Raw genomic sequence first — 26,343 nt, 5'->3', positions numbered from 1 at the left:
ATTCCAAGAATATTGCATGGTCTCAACCAAAAAAAGACGAGCCCCTACGCTCGTCTTTTTTGTGTGATAGGACATTGCTAATGACGATGAACTTACAAAACCTTTGATATAGATACCCATAAGTTCTCTCACTTCGTTCGAGATGAGTGGGATGGATTTGGGCTTTGTCTTGAGGCTTCCCATATCCATGTTAGAAAAGGTATAGTTAGATTAGATTAATATGTTAGGAGAAGATTATGAATAAAAGAATTGAAAATTTTGCCAGGCTTGCTGTTGAGTTTGGTGTTAATGTGCAAGAGGGCGAGGATGTTTTAATTACTAGCCCTGTGGAAGCACCTGAACTTGCCCGTCTTATGACTAAGGCTGCTTATGAAAAGGGAGCTCGCAAGGTGTCTATAAATTGGGTTGATGATACCCTTACTAGACTTTCCTACGAATATGAAAGCCAGGAGACTCTTAACGAAGTGCCTGACTGGGTGGTTGAAAAGAGCCGCTACCAGATAGCTGAGAAGAAGTCAAATAGGATATCTATAGTTTCTGAAGACCCAGACCTCTTGGCTGGCCTTGATGAGGCAAAGATTTCTGAGGCTATCAGATCTCGTTCCCTAAAGATGAAAGACTTTGTAAAATACACCATGAATGACATTGTATCTTGGCTTGTTATCTCTGTTCCATCAGTAAAATGGGCAGAAAAGGTCTTTGCTGACCTTAAGGGTGAAGAAGCTGTAAATAGGCTTTGGGAAGTCATCCTTGATGTGTCTAGAGTAGCTGATTCTTGGGAAGAAACAAAGGCCAATTGGGAAAATCACATAGCTACTTTAAATGAAAAGGCAGAATTTTTAAACAGCCACCAATTTGACTATGTGACCTATAAGGCAGCCAATGGCACAGATCTTAAGGTTAAATTACCAAAAGACCACATCTGGATGAGTGCAGGATCTACCAATGCCAAGGGAGATGCCTTCATACCAAATATGCCAACAGAAGAAGTCTTTACAGCCCCACAATATGACGGCGTAGACGGCAGACTTGTCGCATCTAAGCCACTTGTTTATAATGGCGTAGTTATAAATAATTTTGAATTTACCTTCAAAGATGGAAAGGTTATTGATTTTGATGCTAAGGAAGGCAAGGATACCCTAGCTAAGATGCTAGATTCTGATGAGGGCTCAAAATACCTAGGTGAAATCGCCCTAGTGCCTTATGATAGCCCAATTTCTAACTCAAATATCTTATTTTACAACACCCTATTTGACGAAAATGCCTCCTGCCACTTCGCCCTAGGCAAGGCCTACCCTACCTGCGTTAAGGGAGGAACAGAATTAGCTGATAATGAGGTAAAAAGCGCCGGCCTAAATGATTCCCTAATCCACGAAGACTTCATGGTAGGAACAAGCGATCTAGAAATAAAAGGATACAAGGACGGAAAAGAATACCCAATCTTTGTGAATGGTAATTTTGCTTAAAGATATAGAGAAGTAAATAACTTTATAAAAATAAACTAAAAATCATTTTTCGACCAAGCAAAGCACCACACCCCTTTTTTCGACCGAGCAAAGCGAGCGGAGAAATCTATTACAAACAATTTAAACTTAAATCAAAGCAGGAGTTATCCTGCTTTTTTCTTTTCCTTTTATGAAATCGTTATTTATTTATCTATGTATTCTAAGGTTCTATTATAATAACAATCCTAGTGATTAAAATAATATATAATGAAATAGTTTTCATAAGACTTTTAATATGATACAATGAAATTAAGAATATGATGAAAGGAGTTTGTCTATGGGATTTTGTTTAAAAAAAGATCAGGCTAAGCTCGATGAGTTTTTAACCTTCTTAGAAGATAACAAGGATAGGAAGGGAGCTATTATGCCAATCCTTCAAAAGGCCCAGGAGCTTTTTACCTACATACCTGAAGAAATCGTTGACATGATGGCCCTTAAGATGGGGGTCCACTCTTCAGAAATCTACGGAGTTGCAACCTTCTATTCTCAATTTTCTCTAATCCCTAAGGGAGACCATGAGATTTGTGTATGCCTAGGCACAGCCTGCTATGTCAAAGGTTCTGATAAGATTTTGGCAGAGCTTTCTAAAAAACTTGGCATAGGAGTGGGCGAGACTACACCTGATGGCAAGATTTCGCTTGTGGAGGCCAGATGTATTGGCGAATGCGGCAAGGCACCTGTTGTTAGCATCGACAATGACAGGATTATTAGCCAGGCTGACCCATCTATGGCAGATGAAATAATTGCGGAGACCTTGGGGGAAGTTTATGAAAGTTGACCTTAATAAAATAAAAGAAAGAGGCCTTGCTAGGCTTATTTCCAGGATAAAAGACGATGACTCTTACGAAATAAATGGCGAAGATATAAGGCTTAGGGGAGATTTTTACGAAAAGCAAGTAAGGCTTGTCCTTAGAAACTGCGGCATAATCAATCCTGCTGACATTGAAGAATACATAGGCCGTGATGGCTATTTTGCCCTTGCCAAGGCACTTTTTGAAATGGATAGGGCAGAAATTATCCAGGTCATTACAGATTCTGGCCTAAGGGGTCGTGGTGGGGCTGGTTTTCCAGCTGGTCGCAAATGGGATACAGCCTTTAGGCAAGATAACCCTACCAAATACATAATATGCAATGCCGATGAGGGCGATCCTGGTGCCTTTATGGATAGGTCTGTCCTTGAATATGACCCCCACTCCGTCCTTGAAGCTATGGCCATAGCCGGCTACGCTGTGGGGTCAAATAAGGGCTTTATCTATGTTAGGGCAGAATATCCAAAGGCTGTCAAAGCTCTAGATATAGCCATCAAGGCTGCTAAAGACTTAAATCTCTTGGGAGATAATATAATGGGTTCTGATTTCTCCTTTGATATAGAGCTAAGACTAGGGGCTGGGGCCTTTGTTTGCGGCGAAGGTACCGCCCTTATGGAATCAATCGAAGGCAAGCGTGGCCAGCCTAGAAATAAGGAATATAGGACCACAGTCAGGGGTCTTTGGGGAAAGCCAACTGTAATTAATAACGTCGAAACCCTTGCCAATGTGGCACAAATCATCCTAAGGGGAGCAGATTATTTCAGAGCCTACGGGACAGAAAATTCTCCAGGCACTAAGGTCTTTGCCCTCTCAGGCAAGGTCAAGAATTCTGGCCTGGTAGAAGTAGCCATGGGCACTCCTATTAGGACCATTGTCTATGACATAGGCTGTGGAATCACCGATGACAGGGAGGCTAAGGCTGTCCAAACCGGTGGCCCATCTGGCGGCTGCATACCGAAAAGACTTTTTGATACAGCTTGTGACTTTGAATCTCTCAAGGCCATCGGCTCAATCATGGGCTCTGGCGGCATGGTTGTAATGGATGAGACTGATTGTATGGTCGATGTGGCAAGGTTTTTCCTAGAATTTTCTTGCGATGAATCTTGCGGCAAGTGCACCCCTTGTAGGATTGGAAACAAAAGACTCCTTGAGATGCTTGATTTAGTCACATCTGGTAAGGCAAGTGTCGAAACTTTAGATAAGCTTAAGGAATTATCAGAAATTATCTCTGATGCTAGCCTTTGCGGCCTTGGCCAAGCTAGTCCAAATCCAGTCTTATCTACCCTCCACTATTTCTACGATGAATACCTTGCCCATGTTACGGGCGATAAAACTTGCCCTGCTGGCAGGTGCAAGGACCTTTTAAAATACCATATCACAGATAAGTGCATCGGTTGTGGCAAGTGTGCTAGATCTTGTCCTGTAGAAGCTATTAGTGGAGAGAAAAAGACTAAGCACCTAATCAACCAAGATGTCTGCATCAAGTGTGGAACTTGTATGGCCAACTGTCCAGTTTCTGCCATTAGCCTAGGATAGGAGGAAATATGCCAAAGATTTTAATCAATAATAAAGAAATAGAAGTCAGAGAAAAAACCACAATCTTAGAGGCCGCTAGAAGGCTAAATATAAAGATTCCTACCCTTTGCCACATGGATTTATCCGGAGTGAATTTCATAAATAAAATCGCCTCCTGCAGGGTGTGTTTGGTGGAAGATTTGAAAAAAGATAAGCTAGTACCTTCCTGTGCGACCTTTGTTAAGGACGGGATGGAAATTTCTACAGATTCAAGCAGAGTTGTCAGGGCTAGGAGGGTAATTGTCGAGCTTTTACTTTCTGACCATCCAAATGATTGCCTAAAATGTGCCAAAAATCTCAATTGCCAGCTCCAAAAGCTTGCAAGCGACTTAAATATAAGGGAGATAAAATATCCAGGCGAGAAGAAAAACCTACCAATAGATGCCTCTTCCTATTCCCTAGTCAGGGACCCAAACAAGTGCATCCTTTGCAAGCGCTGCGAGAACATGTGCAACGAGGTCCAAACTGTGGGCGCCCTTGCAGAAATTGGCCGTGGTTTTAAGACCCATGTGGGCTCTGCCTTTAACAGACCAATGTTTGAGACAACCTGCACCTTCTGCGGCCAGTGCCTGGCAGTCTGCCCAACAGGTGCCCTTACAGAAAAGTCAAATGTGGCCGACCTCTGGAAAATCTTACATAAGAAGGATGATGAGAAGATGGTCATTGTCCAGGTGGCTCCAGCTGTTAGAGTGGCTCTTGGAGAAGAATTTGGAGAAGAACCCGGCAAACCTATGACAGGAAAAATGGTCACAGCTCTCAGAAAACTAGGCTTTGACAAGGTTTTTGATACAAATTTTGCAGCAGACTTAACCATCATGGAAGAAGCCAACGAGCTTGTCGAAAGGCTTAATGGTCATGGCAAGCTCCCAATCCTTACCTCTTGCTGTCCAGGCTGGGTAAATTTCATGGAAAGCCAATTTTCAGACCTAATCGACATCCCATCATCCTGCAAGAGTCCGCACGAAATGTTTGGGGCCATTGCTAAATCCTATTATGCTAAGAAGATCGGAATAAGGCCTGAAAACATGACAGTTGTCTCAGTTATGCCATGTATAGCCAAAAAATACGAGGCAAAGAGGGATGAGCTTTATAACGAGGGCCTTTCTGATGTTGATATAGTCATAAGTACCAGAGAGCTTGCGGGCATGATCAAGGAAAGCGGGATTGACCTTGTAAATCTCGATGAAGATGACTTTGACAATCCTTTGGGAGAATCAACAGGAGCAGGCACCATCTTTGGGGCAAGTGGCGGTGTAATAGAAGCAGCCCTAAGAACTGCTGCCGACACCCTCACAGGCGAATCTCTTGAAGAAGTCGAATTTAAAGACCTCAGAGGTCTTAGAGGAAGTAAGAAGGCTACTGTAAAAATCGGCGAAAAAGAGCTTAACATAGCGGTAGTAAGCGGTCTGGGCAATACCAGAAGGCTTTTAGAAAAGATAAGAAGCGGCGAGGAAAATATCCATGCCATCGAAGTTATGGCTTGTCCTGGAGGATGTGTAGCAGGCGGTGGCCAGCCATTCCACAAGGGTGACCTCACAATTATCAAAAAACGAGCCGAGGGCCTTTATGGAATCGATAGGAAAAAGACCCTAAGAAAGTCCCACGAAAACCCATCCATCAAAATCCTCTACCAAGAATTCTTAGAAAAGCCAGGCTCAGAAAAGGCCCACAAGCTTTTACACACTTCTTATAAGGCTAGGCCAAAATACTAAATCTCAAAGAAAGGGGCGAGCATAGGCTCGCTCTTTTGTTATATAATATATGTAAATACTTTTAATTAGAGTGATAAAATTGAAAAAGAAATTTATAAACGCAGTAATTTATGGTATCCAGCCGGCAATGGCAAGCTCATGAATACCCTAGATAATGGTATCCACATGGCCCAACTTATGAAGGAAGAAGATTTCGACAAGGACCTTGACCTTGTAACCATAAATGGGGCAAGGGCAATGAACATCAAAAAACTTACGGCCTAGATATAGGAAAGTCAGTCAACTTCATCATCCTAGATGCAGATAGCCCATATGAAGCCATCAGAAATAGGGCAGAGTGCCTAGCCAGTGTAAGATGTGGTGAATTTTTATTTAAAAAGGCCAAGAGGACCTATGAAATAGATTTAAATTTATAAAGATATAAGAATTAGGAAACTGCTAAGCCCCGACTATGGGGCTTCTTCTATTTGTATTTCAATCGCTCCAACAATTAATCTTAAGGAAAGCAAGATAAGTTTGATAGCTGTGCGCTTGCCTGTCCTATTTTTTCCCATATAAATCTAGGAGCTAAAACCTGAATTTAAACTAATACTATAAGACAATTAAATTTAAAAGTAAAAATGATCCCGAATCTGGGACCATTTTTGTGTTTTTATAATTTATTGTTGATTTTTCCTATCATATTTTTTTCAGAAATATAAAAAGCGAAAGAGATTAATAAATAAATTCCAACAAAGAAGATGGCGGAAATTACAATAGAGAAATCATAATTAAACCACTTTAGGTAAAGTCCTGCACAAATGAAATAGATAAACATTGCACAGAAATGGATGGCATGTCTTAAATAAACCGCCCTATTCTTGTTTTCGAAAATATTCGACATTAGGACAGATATCAAACCAAAGCCACCGTAAACAAGGCATTGGATAATTTTTGCATAACCTGGCGCTTGATTTGCTACAAAGTCTGGAACACCAACTAAATTTTCTTTAATTATCATAGATAAAATTGCCTCAATTAAGGAACCTATTCCTACACCAGCCAAGAATCCACCTAATAAATTTTTAAATTTTTCCATAAGTCCTCCTAAAGGCCGAGAGCCTTCTTAAATTCTTTTAAATTTCTCCTAGAAACATAAGCAACATCTCCGTTTTTAAGTTCAACAGCGATTGTTCCTGTAAAAGATAAGTCAAGCTTTTTGACAAAGTCGAGATTTACAATATCTGAACGGGATATTCTTATAAATTTTTTCTTATCAAGCCTCTGATCTAATTCATAAATAGCCAGTCTTGATGAAAAAGTTCCGTTCTTTGTTTTTATAAAAACACTTTTATCTTGGGCGAAGATTCTTATAATTTCTTCATGTGAAAGTATAAAAACTTCCTTATCACGAAAAGCCACAAGCTTGTCTACTAATCTATCAGCAAGTAAATCTTTTATGGTTTCGACTTCCTTAGAATACTCCTTGGCAAATATTTTTACCCTCGTTTCTTCAATGGTTTCGTCAATAATTATGTCAACTTTCATCCCTACCTCCTGCTTATATAATAATATCAATTTCAAAACTATGCATTAATTTTCTGATAAAAGGTTAAAATTGAAAGATAAGAGGTTAAAAAATTTATCTTTATATTTCCTTTTTATCAAAATGACCCTAAACTTAAGCTTTGTTTTTTATTGACTAAATTTACCAAACATTCTAATAGATTGACATAAAGGCTAATAACTGGTATAATAACTGGTATAAAGAAGGGTATGAATTTATTCAATAATTTTTATAATAATAGAAAGGAAATAATATGACTAAAATAAAAAAAATCTCCCGATAAGAAGTCGGGCGGGATTTTAGCTAAGATAGAAAGAGTGGGCAATGCTCTTCCCCATCCAGCTATTATCTTTGTAATCATGATTGCTATTCTCGCTGTGATTGCTCAAATTTGCGCATCTGCAGGAGTTACTGTTAATTATTATGATGCCAAGGCAGAAAGCGAGGCGACCATTAAAGCTATTAGCCTCTTAACCCCTGAGGGCATCCGCTATATGTTCTCATCACTTGTGCCAAACTTCACATCCTTTGCACCCCTTGGAATTGTCCTTGTGGCTATGCTTGGGGTAGGTGTGGCTGAAGATGCAGGATTTTTTGATGCAGGTCTTAGAAGGATGCTATCAAATGTCCCATCCCTCATCCTTACAGGGGCTGTTGTTTTTGCAGGAATCGTGTCAAATATCGCATCTGATGCAGGCTATGTAGTTGTAATCCCTCTTGGGGCTATGATCTTTGCCCAAGCTGGAAAACACCCAATTGCAGGTCTTGCTGCAGCCTTTGCAGGTGTTTCTGGAGGCTTTTCAGCCAACCTCATCTTTGGCCCAACCGATGCCCTTCTTTCAGGCATTACCAACGAGGCCCTAAGGGCTGCCAATATTTCTGCAAGCGTAGATGTGGCTGGCAACTGGTATTTCCTTCTTGTTTCAACCTTTATCCTAACTATAGTAGGAACTGTCGTTACAGAAAAAATTGTAATACCAAACCTGGGCACCTACACAGGAGACTATGTCCACGAAGATGCTCCTCTTACAGACCTTGAAAGAAAGGCCCTTAGGAATTCCCTAATAGGTCTTGGAATCTTCTTAATTATCCTTGGATTTTTGACAATCCCACAAGGGGCTATCTTAAGAGAGGCTGACGCAAAAGGCAAGATGACCCTAGATGCCTTCCTATCAAAGGGCCTAATCGCCGCAATTTTCCTAATGTTTTTAATACCTGGTTATATCTTTGGTAAGACTGTAGGAAAAATCAACAACTCAAAAGACCTAGTGGAATCAATGAGCAAGTCTATGGCATCCATGGGAAGCTTCCTAGTCCTATCCTTCTTTGCAGCTCAATTTGTGGCATTTTTCGCCTATACTAATCTTGGTACCATCCTATCTGTCAAGGGTGCAGAATTTTTGGAATCAATCGGCCTATCAGGCATTGGGCTTATAATTTTATTTATAATCCTATCAGCCTTTATCAACCTCTTCATAGGTTCGGCCTCAGCCAAGTGGGCAATCATGGCTCCAATCTTTGTGCCAATGTTTTATGGCCTGGGCCTATCACCAGAGCTTAGCCAGATGGCATACAGGATTGCAGACTCATCAACCAACATCATAAGCCCGCTTATGAGCTACTTTGCAATGATTGTAGTATTCATGCAAAAATACGATAAGGAAAGAGGCCTTGGTACCCTAATATCAACCATGCTTCCTTATTCCATAGCATTTTTAATCTTCTGGACCATCCTATTAATAGTGTGGATGATCTTCAAAATTCCACTAGGCCCAGGAGCAAGCTTATTTGTATAAAAATACCTCTAGCTTAGCTAGAGGATATTTTTTTGCTTATTTATGAAGTTTTTTGGCAAGGCTTGGGCTAATTATAGCCGATAAGACCACGCAAAGGCTCACTATGGCAGCAGCTGATCCTGCGTAAGGGACAAGTTCTGGATTTGACCCTGCCATAAGCATTGGCACAGAAGCTGATACTCCTGCTAGGGTAGACATAGCTACAGCTGATATGCCCTTTCTTTTCATAAAAACTCTCTAATTTACCATCCTTATGTGTTATTTATACTTATTAAAAAGCTTGCCAATAAATGAACCTATTAAACTTATCCCACCAAAAATAAAGGTATAAATAAAGGCGCTGTCATTATAATCAATAAAGACTGATGGGACAAAAAGCACCATGACAAGAATCGGATATGCCCAAGAAAAATTATTTTTGTAGCTATAAATTAGAGCTGTAAAAAGACAAATTAGCGGTATTACCAAGAGCAAAAGAAACATGGCAGAGCCTGTATCAATCATAAGCTTTGGTGATATATAAAATGCCACAGCATCGATTAATAAATATGGAAGCATCTTTTTAAAATTTTTCATAAATGCACCTCTCTTTTACTAATTAATACCCAAAAACTTCCTCCTCTAGCTTTTTGTTTAAAAATATACTATAATCAAATAAAGGAGAGGTTCTTATGGATGAGAAAAGGAAATTCAAGCTTATAATAATAGCTTTCATAAGCTTGTTAATTGTAGGGGTTACAGGCTATATGTCCCTGGCCAATATAGACATGATAGATGCCCTCTACATGACAGTTATAACCATATCGACAGTAGGCTTTGGCGAGGTAGGCACGACAAATGATGCCTCAGAACTATTTTCGATATTTATGATTTTTATGGGAGTAGGTATAGTCGGTTACACCTTCACAACAGTTGTAGCCATGTTTGTAGAAGGAAAAATCGGAGATTTATGGAAGGGAAATAAGATGGAAAAGAAAATCAAGGCCCTAAAGGACCACTACATAATATGCGGTTCAGGGGAGCTAGCAGAAGTTATCATAGATAATTTTATAAAGAAAAATAAGGATTTCGTTGTAATAACAAATGATCATGCGGACCTAGACGATTACAGTCACCACGATATCCTCGTAATCGAGGGCCAATCTACAGAAGAAGACATCCTTGACCGGGCAGGGATAGCTAGGGCCAAGGGCCTAATTTCAACCCTTGATACAGAGGTAGATAATATTGTAACAGTCCTTACAGCTAGACACATGAATAAGGATATCTATATAATCTCAAATGCCATCACAAAATCAGGCAGCAAGAAGCTAATGAAAGTCGGTGCAAACAAGACCATCTCAGCCATAGAAATAAGCGGAAAGAGGATGGCCTCTCTCATAACCAAGCCAAATATAATGGCCTTTTTGGATGTAGTAACCAAGGTGGGCGATCTAGAGCTAGACCTAGAAGAAGTAATAGTCCACAAGGGATCCTACCTAGAAAATAAAAATCTCCTTGAAGCCCAAATCCCAAACAAAACAGGCCTTACCATCCTTGCTATAAAAAAGAAAGAAGACAATAAAATGCTCTTTAATCCACCTATAGACTATAGCTTTAAGATTGGCGATGTCCTAATAGTCCTAGGCCACGAAGAGCAAGTAGAAAAACTAAGGCACTTGGGAGATGAGATAAAATAGAAAATAAAATTATTATATTTTTAAAAACCCATATTAGAATTTGTATCTACGAGCTTATTTTCAATTGCTTAATACAAGATGAGCCTTGAATAAAATTTAATAATCAATTCAAAGAGAACATATCTTCTCTCGAGCCATCGACAAAATCATTTTCTGATGTCATTCAGACGAACGAAGTGAGGAAGAATGACATGAATTCAGGATTCCAAATTTAAGTATTTAAAAATATATTAATAAGTCTACACTCTGAGAGAACATTTGTTCTCTTTTTTTAAGTCTTAAAAACTAAAATTTACTTAGAAATTACTAGGTTCACTATATTCTTCTTACAAGTGTAAATTAAGAATACTTGCACTTAGTCTTATTTTCTTTAACTAATCCTATATTCTTTGAAATTTATGACATATTTATTTTTTATGATAAGACAAAACTTTTAATTTCTTATATAATGATATTGATTATCAGTATGAAAGGAGCTTGATATGACCTTATATAAAAAATTATTTTCATATATGCCTGAGCGAAAATTCCACGGATTATTAGCTGTGATATTATCAGCTTTTGGCATAGTCTTAGAATTTTACGCTTATTACCTCATTTGGATTTTGCTAAAAAACGTTTTTATTGGACAAGATTTGAAAAACTTAGCAAATTTTCCTACTAAAATCTTAATCCTATTTATCAGCTATGGAATTTTTTATTTTTCCGGTACATGGATGAGTCATTTAGCTGGTTTTAGGCTTGAAACTCGCCTTCGTGAAAAGGGAATAAGACATTTGTTAAAGGCTTCTAATAGCTTTTTTGACACCCACGATTCTGGCCAGGTCAGAAAAATCATTGACAACAATGTCGAACAGACCCATATGATTGTTGCCCACCTTATACCAGATCAGACTTGTGCAATACTCACTCCCATCTTTATGATTATTTTAACTTTTATTATCGATATGTATTTGGGAATATTTTTCCTAATCATTATAGGCATATCCTTAGTTCTAATCAAAAATATGATGGGTGACCAATCTTTTATGAAGATTTATATGGATAAGCTTGATCAAATGAATGCAGGAGCTGTGGAATATGTTAGAAATATGCCAGTTGTCAAAATTTTTAACGCCCCTCTTGTAGGTTTTAAGAAACTTCACCAATCAATCCTTACTTACAAGGATATGGTCTACAAATATTCTATGTCTTGCAGGATTCCCTTCGTCTTATTCCAATGGATTTTAAATATTTTCATCATAAGTCCAGTTTTTCTTGCAATTTTTATGGTAAGCAAGGGAGCAGATCCTCATATATGGGCGGCTAAAATTTTATTTTTCACCCTTTTTATGGGGATGTATTTTGCTAACACTATGAAAATTATGTATGTATCCATGTACATATTCCAAGCAAATTCTGCAGTTGACAATCTTGAGAGTTTATTTGAAGAAATGAAAATCAAAGAAATCTCTTTTGGCAAGGAAGAAAACTTTTCATCCTACGATATAGAATTTAAAAATGTAGATTTTTCTTATGACGGCTCTCATAAAATCCTCGAGGATTTTTCTGTCAAATTTGACCAAGATAATGTCTATGCACTGGTTGGTTCTTCTGGATCTGGTAAGTCTACAATAGCTAAGCTTATTTCAGGCCTATATCCAGTTGATTGCGGGGAAATTCTTATAGGAGGCAAAAATATTTCTTCTTATAAAAAAGATGCCTTAATGGATAAGATAGGCATAGTTTTTCAAAATCCTCAACTTTTTTCTGGCATTTCAATTTTTGATAATGTAAGGCTAGCAAAAAAAGATGCTAGTAAGGATGAAGTTTATGAGGCTTTAAGGCTTGCAAGATGCGATGATTTTATAGAAAAATTTAAGGATAAGTATGATGCAGTTATTGGTGCAGATGGGATAAACTTATCTGGTGGTGAAAAACAAAGAATATCTATTGCAAGGATTTTCCTAAAAAACCCTAAAATTATTATCCTAGATGAGGCATCAGCTGCTGCCGACCCAGAAAATGAATACGAACTTCAAATCGCTTTTAAATCTCTAATTAAAAACAGGACTACAATCATGATTGCCCATAGGCTTTCTTCTATTAGAGGAGCTTCCGAAATTCTCCTTGTAGAAGATGGCAAGATTGTAGAAAGAGCTAGTCATGATAACTTGCTAAAAGAAAATGGTAAATACAAGAACTTCGTAGACCTATATGAGACTGCAAACGAATGGAGGGTAAACTAATGAAAAAATATCTTAAAAACCGCTTCGCTCTAACAGATAAGGGCGCAGAAGGAGCTATAGTTGCAATTAAATATTCAACACTCAAAAGCCTTTCCTACATGCTACCTATTATGCTTTTGATGTATGTCCTCCAGGGCTTGCTTGGTCTTGGTGATATGAAGCTAGCAATTTCAATTCTAGCATTTTTCATAATAGGCCTAGTGATGCTTTTTATAATTAATAAGGACTATATCACAACCTACAACGAAACCTACAAGGAATCAGCTAATCTAAGGATAGAGCTTATAGAAATCATCAAGGAATTGCCCCTTTCCTTCTACTCAAGAAGAGATATTACCGATCTTTCCCAAACCATTATGAAGGATGTAGATACAATTGAGCATGGCCTTAGTCATTCTCTACCTAGTTTTTATGGATTTTTAATCAATTTTGCTCTTATTTCCATATTACTTTTACTTGGCAATTTCAAACTAGGCCTTGCTATTATTATTCCTATTGGCCTTTCAATTATTTTAAATTTATTTTCAAGGAAAATGCAAATAAAGGCGACTGGAACCTATTACCAAGAGCAAAGAAAGTCCTCAAAAATTTTTCAAGAATTAATTGATTTGTCTACAGAAATCAAATCCTACAAGCTATCAGATGAAAAGGAAAAACAGGCAAGAAACTTTGTAAAAGACCTTGAAAAAAAGCATATAAAGACTGAACTAGGACAAATTATACCGATAGTATCAGCTACTATTATTGCAAACTTATCCATAGCCCTTGTAATATTTGTCGGACTTGGACAGCTTATGGCAGGAGAAATTAATATTTTATACTTTGCAGGCTACTTGTTTGCAGGAGCAAGACTTATTGACGGAGTGGCAGCCTTTAACCAGGCCTATGGGGAATTAATGTATATGGATAGCCCTATAGAAAAAATTAAGGCCCTTAGGAATGAAAAAATCAAAAAAGGAAATAGGGCTGATATAAAATCATATGATATTGAAGGAAAAGATGTGGAATTTTCCTACCTTGATGATAAAAAGGTAATAGATAAGATTTCCTTTAAGGCCCTTCAAGATAAGACAAGCGCCCTAGTTGGCCCATCTGGTTGTGGTAAATCTACCCTAATAAAGCTAATAGCTAGACTCTACGACTATGATAAAGGAATAATTTCTATTGGTGATAAGGATATAAAAACTACAGATACAGCTGATTTATTCAAGCATATTTCCATGGTCTTTCAAGATGTAATTCTCTTTAATGGTTCTGTCATGGATAATATTAGAATAGGAAAAGCTGATGCTAGTGATGAAGAAGTATTAAAAGCCGCTAAGCTTGCAAATTGTGATGAATTTGTAAACAAGCTTAAGGATGGTTACCAAACAGAAATAGGAGAAAATGGCAGCAAGCTATCTGGAGGAGAAAGGCAAAGAATATCAATAGCTAGAGCCTTTCTAAAAAACGCAGAAATAATTCTTTTAGATGAAATAGCAGCAAGCCTTGATGTGGAAAATGAAAAATATATCCAAGAATCCCTTAACAAATTGACAAAAAATAAAACAGTAATAATTATATCTCACAGGATGAAATCAATAGAAAATGTCGATCAGATAATTGTTATGAATGATGGCAAAATAGAAGCCTTCGGCAAGCACGATGACCTTCTTAAAAACAGCAAAACTTATAAAAAAATGATTGAATCTTCCAAAAAATCAGAAGAATTTATCTACTAGGAGGAAATAATGAATAAATTTGGAATACGTGATTTAGTAAATGCAGGAGTCTTTTCACTACTTACTGTAATGGCCACTTGGTGCGGAGGTATGATTGGCTTTGTGCCAGTCTTAATGCCTCTTGTCCCTTTTGCTTGTGGCTTAGTCTCAGGTCCTATCTTTATGCTTTATTCTACAAAGATAAATAAGTTTGGCATGGTTTTGATTATGGGTATAATTTTTGGCCTTGTATTTTCTATGTCTGGCCATGGTGCAATTGTTCTACCAGCCATAATTATCTTATCAATAATCTGTGAATTTATCTTAAAAACTGGCTCCTATAAGTCAATCAAAACCGCAAGAGTTACCTATACAGTCTTTATGATGTTTGCAGCCGCAAATCTAATTCCTATGTATCTAGCTAGAGATTCTTATGCTAAATCCCTAATAGACCAAGGATATGGAGAAGCTTATGTAGAAAAATTACTCTCAGTAATGCCTACATGGTCCTTCCTACCTGTTGTAATCTTAGGAATGATTGGTGGCTATCTGGGTTGCACCATAGGAATAAAGGTATTAAATAAACATTTCAAAAAAGCAGGTATGGCTTAATGAAAATTGATTTTAGGACCAAGTTCTTTTTGACCTTAATAATAGGTATAAGCACTATGGAAGGCTCACTAGCTAGGAGATACTACTATCTGGGTATCTTCCTAGCGCTCCTTCCCTATCTTTTTGCCCTATATGATAGAAAAATATCCCTTGTCTCCAAGGGTATTTTTTATACTGGCTTGGCCTTTCTTGGGCAAAATATCATGGAAAAATTCCCAAATAGCTTTTGGGCAATGATTTTAAATCTCTATGCCGGCATAGTAATTAAGATACTACCAGGAGTTATTATGGGTTATTATACTATGACCACCACAAAGATGAGTGACCTTGTTTACTCCCTTCAAAAGATAAAATTTCCAAATACAATCATAATCCCCATTTCTGTCATGTTTAGGTTTTTCTACTCCATCAAGCAAGATTACAAAATCATAGGAGAAGCCATGTATATGCACGATTTAACCCTAAAAAGTTTTTTCAAAAACCCATCAAGGTTTATCGAATACAAGTTTGTTCCGCTGCTTATGATTACATCCCAAACTGCCGACAATGTCGCTATATCAGCCATGACCAGGGGAATGAAAGTAGATGGCGAGAGATCATCAATTTCAAGTGCTCAGCTAAGAAGCATAGACTATATACTTCTTGCCTTTGGAATATTTATAATAAGCTTATTTATAAGGATAAAATTATGCTAGAATTTAAAAATTTTTCCCTAAGCTTTAGTGAAAATGGCAAGGAAAATAAGATACTCGAACAAATAAATATTAAATTTGAAAAAGGAACAATAAACATCATCACCGGAAAATCAGGTGCTGGCAAATCCTCATTAATTAAAAGCATAAATGGAATAATACCAGAAATTGATAAGGCAAAAATTGCTGGAGACTTACTCTTAAATGGCAAGTCACTTTTGGACAAGGATATAAGTAGTAGATCAAATTTCATAGCAACAGTTTTTCAAAATCCTAAAAACCAGTTTTATGCTGTTAATTCTCTTGATGAAATAGCCTTTGCTCTGGAAAATAGAAATGAGCCTAGGGATAATATATATAAGAAGATTTCTTACTATAGCAAGCTTCTTTCAAGTGATAGCCTACTTGATAAAGATTTATTCACCCTATCAGGAGGTCAGAAACAGCTAATTGCAATAACTTCTGTAGCTGTTATGGATAATGAGGTCTATATCTTTGATGAGCCTTCAGCATCCCTTGATAAAGAGTCGATAAAAAAACTTTCCTCATGCTTAGAGGTCCTAAAAAGCATGGGCAAAATTATAATCATAGCTGAACATAGGCTATATTATCTTAAAAACATTTTGGATAAGCTAATAGTAATAGAAAATAAAAAGTCCATCACATACACGAAAAACCAACTGACTCCTAAAGTCATAAAAGACCACAAATTAAGGACTCTTGATGAAATAAGAAAAGAAGACCTAAAGTCTGATAAGTACCAAATAAAAAATCTCTTTGACAAAAATTGCGATAATACACAAGGTCTATTATGCAAGGATTTTTCTTGTGCTTACAAAGACACTCCCCAAATTTTTGATTTTTCCATTAGTTTTGAGCCTGGCATATATTTTATAATTGGGGCTAATGGTATAGGCAAAAGCTCATTTATTAGAAACTTATGCGGTCTAAATAAAAAACAAAATGGAAAAATCTATTATAAAAATAAGCTTATAAAAAATCATGGAGCCTATATTTCCCTTGTCATGCAAGATGTAAACTATCAGCTTTTTACAGAATCAGTTGAAATGGAGATGGCAATTGTAAGCGATGATAAGAGTCTAATAGAAAAAAGCCTATTAGCTTTAAACTTAGCCGACAAAAAAGACTGCCATCCCCAAAGGCTATCTGGCGGAGAAAAACAAAGACTCGCCCTAGGTCTTGCTATGGCAAGTCCCAAAGAAATAGTCATCCTAGACGAACCAACATCTGGTCTTTGCTATGAAAATATGCAAAGGCTTATTGAAATAATAAAGCAAATGAAACATGCTGGAAAAACTATAATAATCATAAGTCACGATTATGAATTTATAAAAAAATACTGACGAAAATATAGTGGAGTTTATAAATGAAAGATACTAGATTAAAATCTTGGGGTTTTGAATCCTTCCCAACAAGTGATCCTAGGGTTATAAATTACATGGGCATAGAAAATACTGAAAATAAGATGACTTCTTATGAGCTTATACCCGGTGTCTTTGTCTTATATATTAACTTTAATAAAAAATATGAAGCCAAAAATTCAACCTCTAAAGGCAACTTAGGCTATAGGATAGGCTATTGCTATGAAGGAAACTACTTTACCCATATAAAAGATTCAAAGGTCTTAATAACAACAAATGAACTCTTTATAGGAAGATCTATACCAGAATCGAAATTTTCCTTCACAACTAGCCACAGAACTAGGGCCTTTAATATTATAATCTTAGATAAAGTCCTAGATAAAAACTCCAAGCTCTTCCCTTACATTGGCAAATTCCTCTATAACTTTAAAAATATAAAGAATATGGGTTATGTAATGAGAGAAAAAAGCCTAATAAATCTTGCCGACAACTTAATTCTAGCCCTAAAAAGTGAAGATTTTTTACTAATAAAATTGCTAACCCTAGAGCTAATTTATAGGATTGGAAAAATAGGAATGAATCCAAATAAGATGAACTATTTTAAGATAAATCACACTGAACTCGTTAATGAAATCGAAATATATATGAGAGAAAATCTTGATAATGATATAAGCCTAGAAGAAATCTCTAAGAAATTTAAAATTTCAAAATCAAGTCTAAATGATAAATTTAGCAAAACCTTTCAATACACACCTATGAAATATATACAAAGACTAAGATTGATAAAGGCCCAAGAACTACTTCTAAAAAGTAACTTAAGCATTATTGAAATAAGCAATGACCTTAATTTCAAAAATCCATCCAACTTTACCAGAGCCTTCAAGGATTTCACAGGCCTAAGCCCAAGTTCCTACAGAAAAACTAACCAGTAGTAAAAATAATCTAAAAATCATAAATAAAAACGCCCCTATTAGCAAATGAAAATATAAGCATAAGCTCTTAGAGGCGATTTTTTATTATAATTCTATGAAATTTTAACCATTGTAGGCTTCTTCATCTACAAATAGATAAACATTTGGATGAAGATTTAGAAGGCCGCATGGAAGCTCAGTTGAGATGCTTTCATCATTTAGTATCCTCTTAACAGCCTCGTGTTTGCTCTTTCCATTAGCTAGGACAATAATCATCCTTGCATCAAAAACTTCTGCAAGACCCATTGATAGGGCGTGTTTTGGAACATCTTCCTCACTTTCAAAAAATCTAGCATTAGCTTCGATAGTAGATTTTTCAAGCTCAACTATAGATGCGTATTTATTAAGCTTATCAGCTGGTTCATTAAAGGCTATATGGCCATTTACACCAAGGCCTAGAATTTGGATATCTCTTTGACCAAAATCCTCAAGAAGCTTTCTATATTCTTTCGCATATTTGTCATCTGCCTCTGGAGCAGAAGGTAAGTGAATATTTTCCTTCTTGATATTTACATGATCAAAAAGATTTTCGTGCATAAAGTAAGAATAAGATTGGTCATTTGCTGGATCTATGCCAACATATTCATCTAGGTTAACACTTTTTGCATATTTAAAAGAAATCTCCCCTTCTTTTTGGGCAGCTATCAGGTTTTTGTAAAGACCGATAGGACTAGAACCTGTCGCAAAACCAAACTTTATTTGAGGCTTTTCAATCATATTGCTAATAACAAGCTCACTAGCCTTCTTGCTCATATCATCATAATCTTTGCATACTATAACTTTCATATATAACTCCTTTAATGGTAATAAAAATTTTATAGATAAAATTTTTATGGTTCTCACAGTTTTTCAAGCACGAAGTGCAAAGAAAAACGAACTGGAAGCCTTACTTTCCTTATAGTTATATAGATACCCATTTTAAATATTTTTACCATCATAGGCAAAATAAAAAACCCGACCGAGGCCGGGTTTGATATTTATTTTAGTCTTGCTAATATTGCAAAATTTAACAAGTTAAATTTTGTGCTAAAGCATCAGACCTTCATGCAATCCGATTTCATCGGATTGTGATAGGTCTTCATAAGGAACGTAATCTTTTTATTTATAATGCTCAGTGATTTTTATTTAAATTACTCCTATTCGTCGTAATTAAAATAAAAAGTCACATAAGGTTTCTCATCAGTTTTAACTTCGCAAGCTGTGCTTGCTTGAAAAACTGTGAGAATCGCAAAAATCGCTTACGATTTTTTTACTACCATTATATTCGTCGCATGTCCTCAAAGAGCCGGGCAGGCTTGCTTAAAATTACATAAATTTTTTCATCAATCTAACCTTCGTGCTACGCACTCGGTTATATTGTGAAAACCATAAAAATTTCGCAATTAAAAACCCGACCGAGGCCAGGTTTGGTGTTTTTATTAGTATTGCTAATATTGCAAAATTTAACAAGTTAAATTTTGTGAGGAACGTAATCTTTTTATTTATAATGCTCCTATTCGTCGCATCATAAATAAAAAATTACATAAATTTTTTCATCAATCTAACCTTCGTGCTACGCACTCGGTTATATTGTGAAAACCATAAAAATTTCGCTTACGAAATTTTTATTAATAGTTAAATGCTGCTACTTCGAACCATTCTTGTGGGTGGTGGCATGCTGGGCAGATTTTTGGTGCTTTTTTGCCTTCATATAGGAAGCCACAGTTTCCACATTTCCAGATTACTGATTCTTCTTTTTCAAATACTGTGCCATTTTCTACATTGTCGTGTAGTTTTTGGTATCTATCTCTGTGAGCTCCTTCAGCTTTTGCTATGTTTCTGAATGCTCTAGCGATTTCGTCAAATCCTTCTTCTTCTGCTACGTCAGCAAATGCTGGATACATATCTTCGCATTCTTCGTTTTCACCATCGATAGCACCTTGTAGGTTTGTTAATGTGTCATGCCAAATTACTGGCCAAGCTGTATAACCTTCTGTTAGTTCGATTGTTTCTAGTTTGTATTCTTCTTTTAGGAATTTATAGAATCTTGCAGCGTGTTCTCTTTCGTTCATTGCTGTTTCTCTAAAGATAGCTGCGATTTGTCTATAACCTTCTTTTTCTGCAGTTTTTGCAGCATATGTATATCTCATGTTAGCTTGTGATTCACCAACGAATGATGTGATTAAGTTTTGTGCTGTTTTTGTTCCTTTTAATTCTGCCATAATAATCTCCTTTATATTTTTTGTGACTTCATATCATCTGTTATTCATACTATATTATTAATTATACAAATGTCAAGAATGATTCTAAAGTTTTATTCTTTCTAAGTATGATATGTATAATCATTATCACTTGCAGGCATTAATTCCAAAATTCTTTTAAAATACATATTTCCATAGATTGACTAGATGTAAGCAGAAGAATTGTATTTATAATTGATTCTACCCTTATGATATTGATAATGATTTTCATTTTGAAATATTATGCAAACTAGTGATTAAAGTGTTTTATAGGAAATATAATTTGTTATAAGAAATTTCCTTTAAGGGTATAATCATATAAAGAAGGATAGGAGGAAACATGAAATTAGATTTAAAAAATGTTAACTTAGAAAATTTAAAAGACTATGAAGAAAGAGCTCTTGATGCTTTCGATACTCTTATTAATAAGTCAGGCAAGGGCAACGACTTTCTAGGCTGGATTGATAGACCAGTTAACTATGACAAGGAAGAATTTGAAAGAATCAAAAAGGCAGCCGAAAAAATTAGAGCAAATTCAGATGTTCTTGTATCCATTGGTATAGGTGGATCCTACCTAGGTATCAAGGCTGTGGATGTGGCTTGCGATTCTTATTTTAACTCAAATAGAAAAACTCAAATAATCTATGCAGGCAACCAAATTTCTGGCCAATACATGGTAGAACTTCTTGACTACCTCAAGGATAAGGACTACAGCCTTAATGTAATATCAAAATCAGGTACAACCACAGAGCCAGCCATAGCTTTTAGATTCCTAAAAGAAGCTATTGAGGAAAAATATGGCAAGGATGGTGCAAGAGAAAGAATTTTTGCCACAACAGACAGGGCCAAGGGTGCCTTAAAAGACCTAGCTACAAAAGAAGGCTACGAAACCTTTGTAGTGCCAGATGATATAGGTGGAAGATTTTCTGTAATATCTGCTGTAGGCCTACTCCCACTAGCTGTAGCAGGAATTGATATAGACGAATTTATGGCAGGTTTTGCTGATGGTAGAGAAAAATACACTCTTAAATCCATGGAAAATGATGCTATAAAATATGCAGCAGTAAGAAATATGCTCCATGAATCTGGCAAAGACATCGAAGTCCTTGTAAATTACGAACCAAAGCTAAAATATGTAGCTGAATGGTGGAAACAACTTTATGGCGAAAGCGAAGGAAAAGATGGCAAGGGAATCTTCCCAGCAAGTGTAAATAACACAACAGACCTCCACTCTGTAGGCCAAATGATCCAAGACGGAAAGAGAAACCTATTTGAAACAGTAATAGAAGTCGAAAATGTAGACAAAGACATAAAAATCAAAACAGATGCCGACAACCTAGATGGCCTAAACTACCTAGCAGGCAAAAAAATGTCCTTCGTCAACAAACAAGCCATGGAAGGTACAGCAATGGCCCATGTAGAAGGAAATGTACCAAATATTAGGATTAAACTAGACAAGGTAAACGAAAGAACTCTAGCAGAACTCTTCTACTTCTTCGAAATAGCAGTAGGAGTATCAGGCTACATGCTAGGAGTAAACCCATTCGACCAACCAGGAGTAGAAGCATATAAGAAAGCAATGTTTAAACTACTAGGTAAACCTGGATACTAATGGTAGCAAAAAAATCGTAAGCGATTTTTTTGCGGTCTTCACAATTTCTCAAGGTGCGAAGCACCGAAGTAGAAATTGATGAAGAACCTTATGTAATTTTTTAGAAGCGATGCGAGGAATACGAGCATTGATTCTAAAAACATTACGTTCCTTAACCCCGGCCTTAGCCGGGGATTTTATATCGTAAGCGATTTTTTTGCGGTTCTCACAATATATCAAACACGAAGTGTGAAGATAGATTGATGAGAAACCTTATGTAATTTTTTCATAAGAACGCGACGTATAGGAGCGTTCGTTGAAAAAGATTACGTTCTCTACACCCCAGCCCTAGCTGGGGTGCTTTAAATCATACAAAAGAGCTCAGCCGAGGTCTTTTTGTTTAGTCTTTATTTTTTAATCCTAATAATATTAAAATTAGAATTTTTCATAAATATCTCATCATGGCTTATAACTATGACCAATTTTCCTTCCCTATTAAGGTCCATAATTAGGTCTAAAACCTTGCCTTTTACTTCCTTGTCTAGGAAATTTGTTGGTTCGTCAAAAATGTATAGGGACTTGTCAGTCTTTATGGCGTGTTTTAATTGGGAGAGTTTCTTCTGGCCTGATGAGCCCTTAAGCTTATCTTTTAAATTGCCATACTCGCTTATAAGAGGGTTGGCCGGGATATAAACTAAATCGTCAAATAATATACCTGATGACTTATCTACAGGTTTTCCATTTATTAATATTTCTCCCTCATATCTTCTCGTTAGGTTCATTATGGCCTCTACTAGAGTAGTTTTTCCTATGCCATTATCCCCTACAATGAGGTTTATTTTCCCCTTTTCTATATTTTGGCTAAAAGGCAAATGGAGCCTTTCTCCCTTGCTTCCTAAGCTTATGTAATCTTTTATTTCTAAAGATTTTATCTTTGCCTTATCAAATTTTACAGGGGTCATATTTATAAATTCATAAAAAGAGTCCATGGCAGGCTTACCTGAGACATATTCCCTTCTTGTGTTAAAGGTATCAAGCATAGGATCCCAAAGGGAGCTGATGTAGATTGACACCGCAGCATAAGAGCCTGGGTCATCTTGCCCTTTATGATAAGGATAATTGAAATAATGGTTGTAAGGGTGATGGCCATATTTAGGGTTCCATAGACAAAAATATTATAAATCACACTTTCATATCGAACCTTTGTTATTAGATTTTTAAAAAATCCCTTAAAGAAATCCCTAATTTCCGGTAATTGCTTTTCCTCCAAAAACCTCTCTTCCTTGCTAAGACTATTAGAATCAAGCAAATAACCCTTGATATTTTTCATATCATCCAAATGATTTGAGGAATAATCCGAAATCTTCTCCTCACTCTTGTAGGAGACAAGGGCTGCAATTGGAGCAATAATCACAAAGGCTATCAAAAGATAAGGTGAGATAAAAAATACAATTATACAAATTGCCACAAACTTTAGGGCGTTTAAAAATATTCTCAAGGTATTTTTGTAGATAAAGGGCTGGACTATTTCAAAATTTTGGCCAAGTTCTTGGTTTATCCTAGCCTGGTCGATATTATAAACCTTACTGTCATAGGATTTTAGCGCCTGATCAAGCCTTTGAAATTGATTAAGGTAGGCCTTGGCGTCGTTTTTCCCAAAAAAATAATCTTCTAGGACATAAAAAATATGGATGCCAATATCAAGTAAAACCATAATCCCAATATGCTTAAGGGTCTGGTCCAAGTCCTTAGCAATCGCAAAGTCAATGGCCCTGGCAGTATTAATAGGAATTAACAATCCCAAACCGATTACTATTAGCCTAATTATCAAAAGTTTTACAAATTCTTTCTTATCAGTCAAATAAAAAAATCTCAACATAGGCTACCTCCTTTATTTTTATATAGGGTCAATATACTTAAGTCTAGTAAATTAAAAAGGGACATGGCTGTCCCAATTTTAATTATTTCCCAAAACATCTCCTATGCCTTGATTTATTGACTTTAGTGCCCCATCTTTGTCAAGGTGGCTTGCAAAAATTCTCGATAATTTTATTGAATTTCTATAGTTTTCATCTCCCAATTCATGTTGGCATAAAAATTTCAGATAATATAAAAATGCAAACATCTCGCTATGATTAGAATATTTTGCAAAAGATATAGCTTCGTTAATTTTTTCTAAGCCATTAAGAGAATCCCTCTCTATATCCATGACATTAACAAGTGAGTAGTAGGCAATTAATTTTATAAGACTTTCGTCGTTTTTATCTATTATGGATGATAAAATCTCTTTCCTATCAATATTTTTAAAATAAGCTTTATTATTACAAACATTTATAAGAAGTCTTGCTTCTAAAAAGCTCAAATCTCTAGTTAGTATATTGTTTTTATTTATCCTAGCGCTCGTGATATCCTCAAACTCCTCTGTTAAACTAAGTAAAATTGGAGTTTTTAAGGATTTTATAAAAAGCTTCATTAAGGCTAGTTCATAGTCTTTTCCCTTAAAATTATGATCCTTTTCTAAAATATCGACTTTCTTTTCTAATAATAGGATTTCCTCCCTGGATTTAAAGCTAGAAAGAATGTCAAAACTTGATAGAAGTTCCCTATATAAATATTGGGATTCATAGATATCTTTTATGTATAAATCAACTATGTCAGCATCAAGACTTGCTGATAATTTTAGGAGAGTGTCAATGCTCGGTTCCTTTATTAGGCCATTTTCTATCCTTGATATGGACCTGCGGCTGATTCCTGATAAAAATGCCAAGTCTTCCTGGCTAATTCTTTTGTTTTCCCTGATTTTTGTAAGGTCATTTCCAAATTTATATATAGACATAGAACCTCCTTTCGTTTTGACTTATATCATACCACCTTAACTTGATAGCTACATTAAAATTAGTCATATAAAAAGACCTCATTTTATCCGAGGTCTCCTTAAATTTCTCTTATAAGCTTTTTATCATCACCTATTTTAGAGTATTCACCTAATCATAGAGCTTCTTAACTTAGTAAAATTGATCCTTATTTACTACAAGCTCAAGCAACATGCATTTATATAGTAACTATTAAATCTATAAATCCCCTTATTTTACAAAACCCATAGATAGGAAAACTTAACAAATATAAAAACAAAAATTATTGCTATTATCACTAAAGCTACCAGTGAATAAATTTTCTCCTTTTTGTTTAAATCAGACAATAAGATTTTTAAAAATAACGTCACTAAAAAAGCTCCTACAAAAACTGACCTATACTCTTTTAATTTAAATATATCAAATATAGATAAAAGAATAAGTGCTGTTAATGCTATAGATATTATGTTGACTATCTTTAATTTATTTGTATTTTCTTGCATAATTTTGCTCCGTATAAATATTTACTTTTTAGAACTTAGTCACACCCACAATTGTTTTTGAAGTTCTATACGCTACATTATGTTTTGATCCCCTACGCCTTATATGTCTTACCTTTTTTATCTTAAATATAAGACCATGCTCAGTTGACTTATTGGCCAGATGATTATTATAATACCTTACAATTTCACTAATCACAACAGTTACACCACCAGCTCCTTCTAGTCCTGGTACATAAGACATAACAAGACCAACTAGGCTAGCAACATCAATCTTATCACCTAGGGAATCACTTATCTGCTTATAGGTAAGCCTTTTTGTCTCATAAGTTGTTTCTACCCTATAAAATGATAAATCAGCTGGCAAATCTATTGTTTTATTGGTGATTGTAGAATAGAGGGTATTATCTTTAAAATTCGCAATTAATTGATTTTTTTCTCCAGTTTTACTATCAGTTATTGTTACGATTCTTTTATCACCTTCATCTTTAATTTCTATATTATTTAATATACTCTGGTTTGTAACTTTTGTTGAGCTTTGAGTTATCGAATTGATTTTTATATCATCTTTATTCATTCCAATATTACATTGGCTAGCAAAAGCTTGGCCAATTGGGCTAGCTAATATGCTAGCACTTAATAAGCAGGCAAAATATTTTGTTTTTTTATTTTTCATAAGTTTCTCCTTTACTATTCAAATAATTTGCATATAAACTTTACAAGCAAATTAAAATATTCAAAGTGACATCCATGTCACTTTTTTATAATTAATTCAACTATATAATATTACAAACGATATTAAAAGGAGTTGCTTTATGAAAAAAAATATATTACTTCTAATTGCAATATTATTAACACTAAACGTTAGTACTTCTTATGCTAATGATAAAAAAGAGTCTACTATAATAGAAATTAAGTCATATAAAAATTTAAAATAAATCTTTTATAAAAACCCATTAAAACAATAATTAAAT

The 26,343-nt window shown here is 35.7% G+C and carries 26 protein-coding genes; 15 read left to right on the top strand and 11 right to left on the bottom strand.

The features are described from left to right. Window positions 1-236: 236 nt before the first annotated feature. The 5 genes from NH288_RS04525 to NH288_RS04505 all read left to right on the top strand — a co-directional run bounded on the left by NH288_RS04525 (window position 237) and on the right by NH288_RS04505 (window position 5,865). Entirely contained in the window at window positions 237-1,466 is a 1,230-nt protein-coding gene (locus NH288_RS04525) for an aminopeptidase (protein WP_265213426.1), read from the top strand. Window positions 1,467-1,782: 316 nt separating this feature from the next. Continuing rightward, the gene (locus tag NH288_RS04520) at window positions 1,783-2,283 is read left to right on the top strand and encodes a complex I 24 kDa subunit family protein (protein WP_106461342.1); all 501 of its coding nucleotides are present in this window, start codon (window positions 1,783-1,785) and stop codon (window positions 2,281-2,283) included. Further along, the gene (locus NH288_RS04515; protein WP_265213423.1) at window positions 2,273-3,850 is read left to right on the top strand and encodes an NADH-ubiquinone oxidoreductase-F iron-sulfur binding region domain-containing protein; all 1,578 of its coding nucleotides are present in this window, start codon (window positions 2,273-2,275) and stop codon (window positions 3,848-3,850) included. Before NH288_RS04520 ends, NH288_RS04515 begins: the two co-directional genes overlap by 11 nt. An 8-nt stretch (window positions 3,851-3,858) precedes the next feature. Beyond that, on the top strand, window positions 3,859-5,601 hold the full coding sequence (locus NH288_RS04510) for an NADH-dependent [FeFe] hydrogenase, group A6 (RefSeq protein WP_265213422.1): 1,743 nt from the start codon (window positions 3,859-3,861) through the stop codon (window positions 5,599-5,601). A gap of 138 nt (window positions 5,602-5,739) precedes the next feature. Next, a complete protein-coding gene (locus tag NH288_RS04505) occupies window positions 5,740-5,865 on the top strand; it encodes a hypothetical protein (protein ID WP_265213420.1) in 126 nt (41 codons plus the stop codon). A gap of 388 nt (window positions 5,866-6,253) precedes the next feature. Here the strand turns inward: NH288_RS04505 and NH288_RS04500 are convergent, their stop codons facing one another. Next, on the bottom strand, window positions 6,254-6,679 hold the full coding sequence (locus tag NH288_RS04500; protein ID WP_265213418.1) for a DUF3021 domain-containing protein: 426 nt from the start codon (window positions 6,677-6,679) through the stop codon (window positions 6,254-6,256). Window positions 6,680-6,687: 8 nt separating this feature from the next. Then, window positions 6,688-7,128 (bottom strand): LytTR family DNA-binding domain-containing protein, encoded by a 441-nt coding sequence (locus tag NH288_RS04495; RefSeq protein WP_265213416.1) that lies wholly within the window; start codon window positions 7,126-7,128, stop codon window positions 6,688-6,690. 315 nt (window positions 7,129-7,443) lie between these two features. Here NH288_RS04495 and NH288_RS04490 point away from each other — a divergent pair, with 315 nt between their 5' ends. Continuing rightward, window positions 7,444-8,943, top strand: coding sequence for an AbgT family transporter (locus NH288_RS04490; protein ID WP_265213469.1), 1,500 nt, complete (start codon window positions 7,444-7,446; stop codon window positions 8,941-8,943). Window positions 8,944-8,979: 36 nt separating this feature from the next. Here the strand turns inward: NH288_RS04490 and NH288_RS04485 are convergent, their stop codons facing one another. Continuing rightward, window positions 8,980-9,171 carry a 2-keto-3-deoxygluconate permease gene (locus NH288_RS04485; protein WP_265213414.1) on the bottom strand — a complete coding sequence of 64 codons (192 nt, stop codon included), beginning with the start codon at window positions 9,169-9,171 and terminating at the stop codon, window positions 8,980-8,982. 30 nt (window positions 9,172-9,201) lie between these two features. Continuing rightward, the gene (locus NH288_RS04480) at window positions 9,202-9,519 is read right to left on the bottom strand and encodes a hypothetical protein (protein ID WP_106461337.1); all 318 of its coding nucleotides are present in this window, start codon (window positions 9,517-9,519) and stop codon (window positions 9,202-9,204) included. Window positions 9,520-9,614: 95 nt separating this feature from the next. Here NH288_RS04480 and NH288_RS04475 point away from each other — a divergent pair, with 95 nt between their 5' ends. The 7 genes from NH288_RS04475 to NH288_RS04445 all read left to right on the top strand — a co-directional run bounded on the left by NH288_RS04475 (window position 9,615) and on the right by NH288_RS04445 (window position 18,168). Continuing rightward, complete coding sequence (locus NH288_RS04475; RefSeq protein WP_265213410.1) at window positions 9,615-10,622, top strand: potassium channel family protein; 1,008 nt, start codon at window positions 9,615-9,617, stop codon at window positions 10,620-10,622. A gap of 482 nt (window positions 10,623-11,104) precedes the next feature. Then, the gene (locus NH288_RS04470) at window positions 11,105-12,850 is read left to right on the top strand and encodes an ABC transporter ATP-binding protein (protein WP_265213409.1); all 1,746 of its coding nucleotides are present in this window, start codon (window positions 11,105-11,107) and stop codon (window positions 12,848-12,850) included. Continuing rightward, entirely contained in the window at window positions 12,850-14,571 is a 1,722-nt protein-coding gene (locus NH288_RS04465) for an ABC transporter ATP-binding protein (RefSeq protein WP_265213407.1), read from the top strand. Before NH288_RS04470 ends, NH288_RS04465 begins: the two co-directional genes overlap by 1 nt. A gap of 9 nt (window positions 14,572-14,580) precedes the next feature. Then, on the top strand, window positions 14,581-15,162 hold the full coding sequence (locus tag NH288_RS04460) for an MptD family putative ECF transporter S component (RefSeq protein ID WP_265213406.1): 582 nt from the start codon (window positions 14,581-14,583) through the stop codon (window positions 15,160-15,162). Beyond that, complete coding sequence (locus NH288_RS04455; RefSeq protein WP_265213404.1) at window positions 15,162-15,857, top strand: energy-coupling factor transporter transmembrane component T; 696 nt, start codon at window positions 15,162-15,164, stop codon at window positions 15,855-15,857. Before NH288_RS04460 ends, NH288_RS04455 begins: the two co-directional genes overlap by 1 nt. Further along, window positions 15,851-17,218: an ATP-binding cassette domain-containing protein gene (locus tag NH288_RS04450; RefSeq protein ID WP_265213403.1), complete on the top strand. Its 1,368-nt coding sequence runs from the start codon at window positions 15,851-15,853 to the stop codon at window positions 17,216-17,218. Before NH288_RS04455 ends, NH288_RS04450 begins: the two co-directional genes overlap by 7 nt. A 23-nt stretch (window positions 17,219-17,241) precedes the next feature. After that, on the top strand, window positions 17,242-18,168 hold the full coding sequence (locus tag NH288_RS04445; RefSeq protein ID WP_265213401.1) for a helix-turn-helix domain-containing protein: 927 nt from the start codon (window positions 17,242-17,244) through the stop codon (window positions 18,166-18,168). A gap of 102 nt (window positions 18,169-18,270) precedes the next feature. On the opposite strand, the gene nagB is transcribed toward NH288_RS04445, so the two are convergent. Next, complete coding sequence (gene nagB, locus NH288_RS04440; protein WP_265213399.1) at window positions 18,271-18,993, bottom strand: glucosamine-6-phosphate deaminase; 723 nt, start codon at window positions 18,991-18,993, stop codon at window positions 18,271-18,273. An 821-nt stretch (window positions 18,994-19,814) separates the two neighbouring features. Then, entirely contained in the window at window positions 19,815-20,408 is a 594-nt protein-coding gene (gene rbr / locus NH288_RS04435; RefSeq protein WP_106461328.1) for a rubrerythrin, read from the bottom strand. 358 nt (window positions 20,409-20,766) lie between these two features. Here rbr and NH288_RS04430 point away from each other — a divergent pair, with 358 nt between their 5' ends. Continuing rightward, window positions 20,767-22,038: a glucose-6-phosphate isomerase gene (locus NH288_RS04430; RefSeq protein ID WP_265213397.1), complete on the top strand. Its 1,272-nt coding sequence runs from the start codon at window positions 20,767-20,769 to the stop codon at window positions 22,036-22,038. 386 nt (window positions 22,039-22,424) lie between these two features. Here NH288_RS04430 and NH288_RS04425 read toward each other — a convergent pair whose 3' ends face one another. From NH288_RS04425 to NH288_RS04405, 5 genes are all read right to left on the bottom strand, one after another. Continuing rightward, window positions 22,425-23,006: an ABC transporter ATP-binding protein gene (locus tag NH288_RS04425; protein ID WP_265213395.1), complete on the bottom strand. Its 582-nt coding sequence runs from the start codon at window positions 23,004-23,006 to the stop codon at window positions 22,425-22,427. Then, entirely contained in the window at window positions 22,982-23,896 is a 915-nt protein-coding gene (locus tag NH288_RS04420; protein WP_265213393.1) for a hypothetical protein, read from the bottom strand. Before NH288_RS04420 ends, NH288_RS04425 begins: the two co-directional genes overlap by 25 nt. Window positions 23,897-23,974: 78 nt before the next feature. Beyond that, window positions 23,975-24,853 (bottom strand): helix-turn-helix domain-containing protein, encoded by an 879-nt coding sequence (locus tag NH288_RS04415; RefSeq protein WP_106461325.1) that lies wholly within the window; start codon window positions 24,851-24,853, stop codon window positions 23,975-23,977. Window positions 24,854-25,105: 252 nt separating this feature from the next. Beyond that, window positions 25,106-25,372 carry a hypothetical protein gene (locus tag NH288_RS04410; RefSeq protein WP_106461324.1) on the bottom strand — a complete coding sequence of 89 codons (267 nt, stop codon included), beginning with the start codon at window positions 25,370-25,372 and terminating at the stop codon, window positions 25,106-25,108. A gap of 28 nt (window positions 25,373-25,400) precedes the next feature. Then, window positions 25,401-26,045 carry a hypothetical protein gene (locus NH288_RS04405; RefSeq protein WP_106461323.1) on the bottom strand — a complete coding sequence of 215 codons (645 nt, stop codon included), beginning with the start codon at window positions 26,043-26,045 and terminating at the stop codon, window positions 25,401-25,403. Window positions 26,046-26,184: 139 nt separating this feature from the next. On the opposite strand from NH288_RS04405, the gene NH288_RS04400 reads away from it, so the two are divergent. Next, a complete protein-coding gene (locus NH288_RS04400; protein WP_265213392.1) occupies window positions 26,185-26,307 on the top strand; it encodes a hypothetical protein in 123 nt (40 codons plus the stop codon). Window positions 26,308-26,343 lie beyond the last annotated feature (36 nt).

It is taken from the genome of Anaerococcus sp. NML200537 (assembly GCF_026131715.1).
In the GTDB taxonomy this organism is placed as follows: domain Bacteria; phylum Bacillota; class Clostridia; order Tissierellales; family Peptoniphilaceae; genus Anaerococcus; species Anaerococcus kampingae.
Note: the sequence above shows the minus strand (reverse complement) of the source record. Positions and strands in the feature narration are given on the sequence as shown.

Excerpts from the sequence above, each read along its gene's own strand:
- NH288_RS04525 (WP_265213426.1), top strand. The coding sequence starts at position 237 with ATGAATAAAAGAATTGAAAATTTTGCCAGGCTTGCTGTTGAGTTTGGT.
- NH288_RS04520 (WP_106461342.1), top strand. The coding sequence starts at position 1,783 with ATGGGATTTTGTTTAAAAAAAGATCAGGCTAAGCTCGATGAGTTTTTA.
- NH288_RS04515 (WP_265213423.1), top strand. The coding sequence starts at position 2,273 with ATGAAAGTTGACCTTAATAAAATAAAAGAAAGAGGCCTTGCTAGGCTT.
- NH288_RS04510 (WP_265213422.1), top strand. The coding sequence starts at position 3,859 with ATGCCAAAGATTTTAATCAATAATAAAGAAATAGAAGTCAGAGAAAAA.
- NH288_RS04505 (WP_265213420.1), top strand. The coding sequence starts at position 5,740 with ATGAATACCCTAGATAATGGTATCCACATGGCCCAACTTATGAAGGAA.
- NH288_RS04500 (WP_265213418.1), bottom strand. The coding sequence starts at position 6,679 with ATGGAAAAATTTAAAAATTTATTAGGTGGATTCTTGGCTGGTGTAGGA.
- NH288_RS04495 (WP_265213416.1), bottom strand. The coding sequence starts at position 7,128 with ATGAAAGTTGACATAATTATTGACGAAACCATTGAAGAAACGAGGGTA.
- NH288_RS04485 (WP_265213414.1), bottom strand. The coding sequence starts at position 9,171 with ATGAAAAGAAAGGGCATATCAGCTGTAGCTATGTCTACCCTAGCAGGA.
- NH288_RS04480 (WP_106461337.1), bottom strand. The coding sequence starts at position 9,519 with ATGAAAAATTTTAAAAAGATGCTTCCATATTTATTAATCGATGCTGTG.
- NH288_RS04475 (WP_265213410.1), top strand. The coding sequence starts at position 9,615 with ATGGATGAGAAAAGGAAATTCAAGCTTATAATAATAGCTTTCATAAGC.
- NH288_RS04470 (WP_265213409.1), top strand. The coding sequence starts at position 11,105 with ATGACCTTATATAAAAAATTATTTTCATATATGCCTGAGCGAAAATTC.
- NH288_RS04465 (WP_265213407.1), top strand. The coding sequence starts at position 12,850 with ATGAAAAAATATCTTAAAAACCGCTTCGCTCTAACAGATAAGGGCGCA.
- NH288_RS04460 (WP_265213406.1), top strand. The coding sequence starts at position 14,581 with ATGAATAAATTTGGAATACGTGATTTAGTAAATGCAGGAGTCTTTTCA.
- NH288_RS04455 (WP_265213404.1), top strand. The coding sequence starts at position 15,162 with ATGAAAATTGATTTTAGGACCAAGTTCTTTTTGACCTTAATAATAGGT.
- NH288_RS04450 (WP_265213403.1), top strand. The coding sequence starts at position 15,851 with ATGCTAGAATTTAAAAATTTTTCCCTAAGCTTTAGTGAAAATGGCAAG.
- NH288_RS04445 (WP_265213401.1), top strand. The coding sequence starts at position 17,242 with ATGAAAGATACTAGATTAAAATCTTGGGGTTTTGAATCCTTCCCAACA.
- nagB (WP_265213399.1), bottom strand. The coding sequence starts at position 18,993 with ATGAAAGTTATAGTATGCAAAGATTATGATGATATGAGCAAGAAGGCT.
- rbr (WP_106461328.1), bottom strand. The coding sequence starts at position 20,408 with ATGGCAGAATTAAAAGGAACAAAAACAGCACAAAACTTAATCACATCA.
- NH288_RS04430 (WP_265213397.1), top strand. The coding sequence starts at position 20,767 with ATGAAATTAGATTTAAAAAATGTTAACTTAGAAAATTTAAAAGACTAT.
- NH288_RS04425 (WP_265213395.1), bottom strand. The coding sequence starts at position 23,006 with ATGGACTCTTTTTATGAATTTATAAATATGACCCCTGTAAAATTTGAT.
- NH288_RS04420 (WP_265213393.1), bottom strand. The coding sequence starts at position 23,896 with ATGTTGAGATTTTTTTATTTGACTGATAAGAAAGAATTTGTAAAACTT.
- NH288_RS04415 (WP_106461325.1), bottom strand. The coding sequence starts at position 24,853 with ATGTCTATATATAAATTTGGAAATGACCTTACAAAAATCAGGGAAAAC.
- NH288_RS04410 (WP_106461324.1), bottom strand. The coding sequence starts at position 25,372 with ATGCAAGAAAATACAAATAAATTAAAGATAGTCAACATAATATCTATA.
- NH288_RS04405 (WP_106461323.1), bottom strand. The coding sequence starts at position 26,045 with ATGAAAAATAAAAAAACAAAATATTTTGCCTGCTTATTAAGTGCTAGC.
- NH288_RS04400 (WP_265213392.1), top strand. The coding sequence starts at position 26,185 with ATGAAAAAAAATATATTACTTCTAATTGCAATATTATTAACACTAAAC.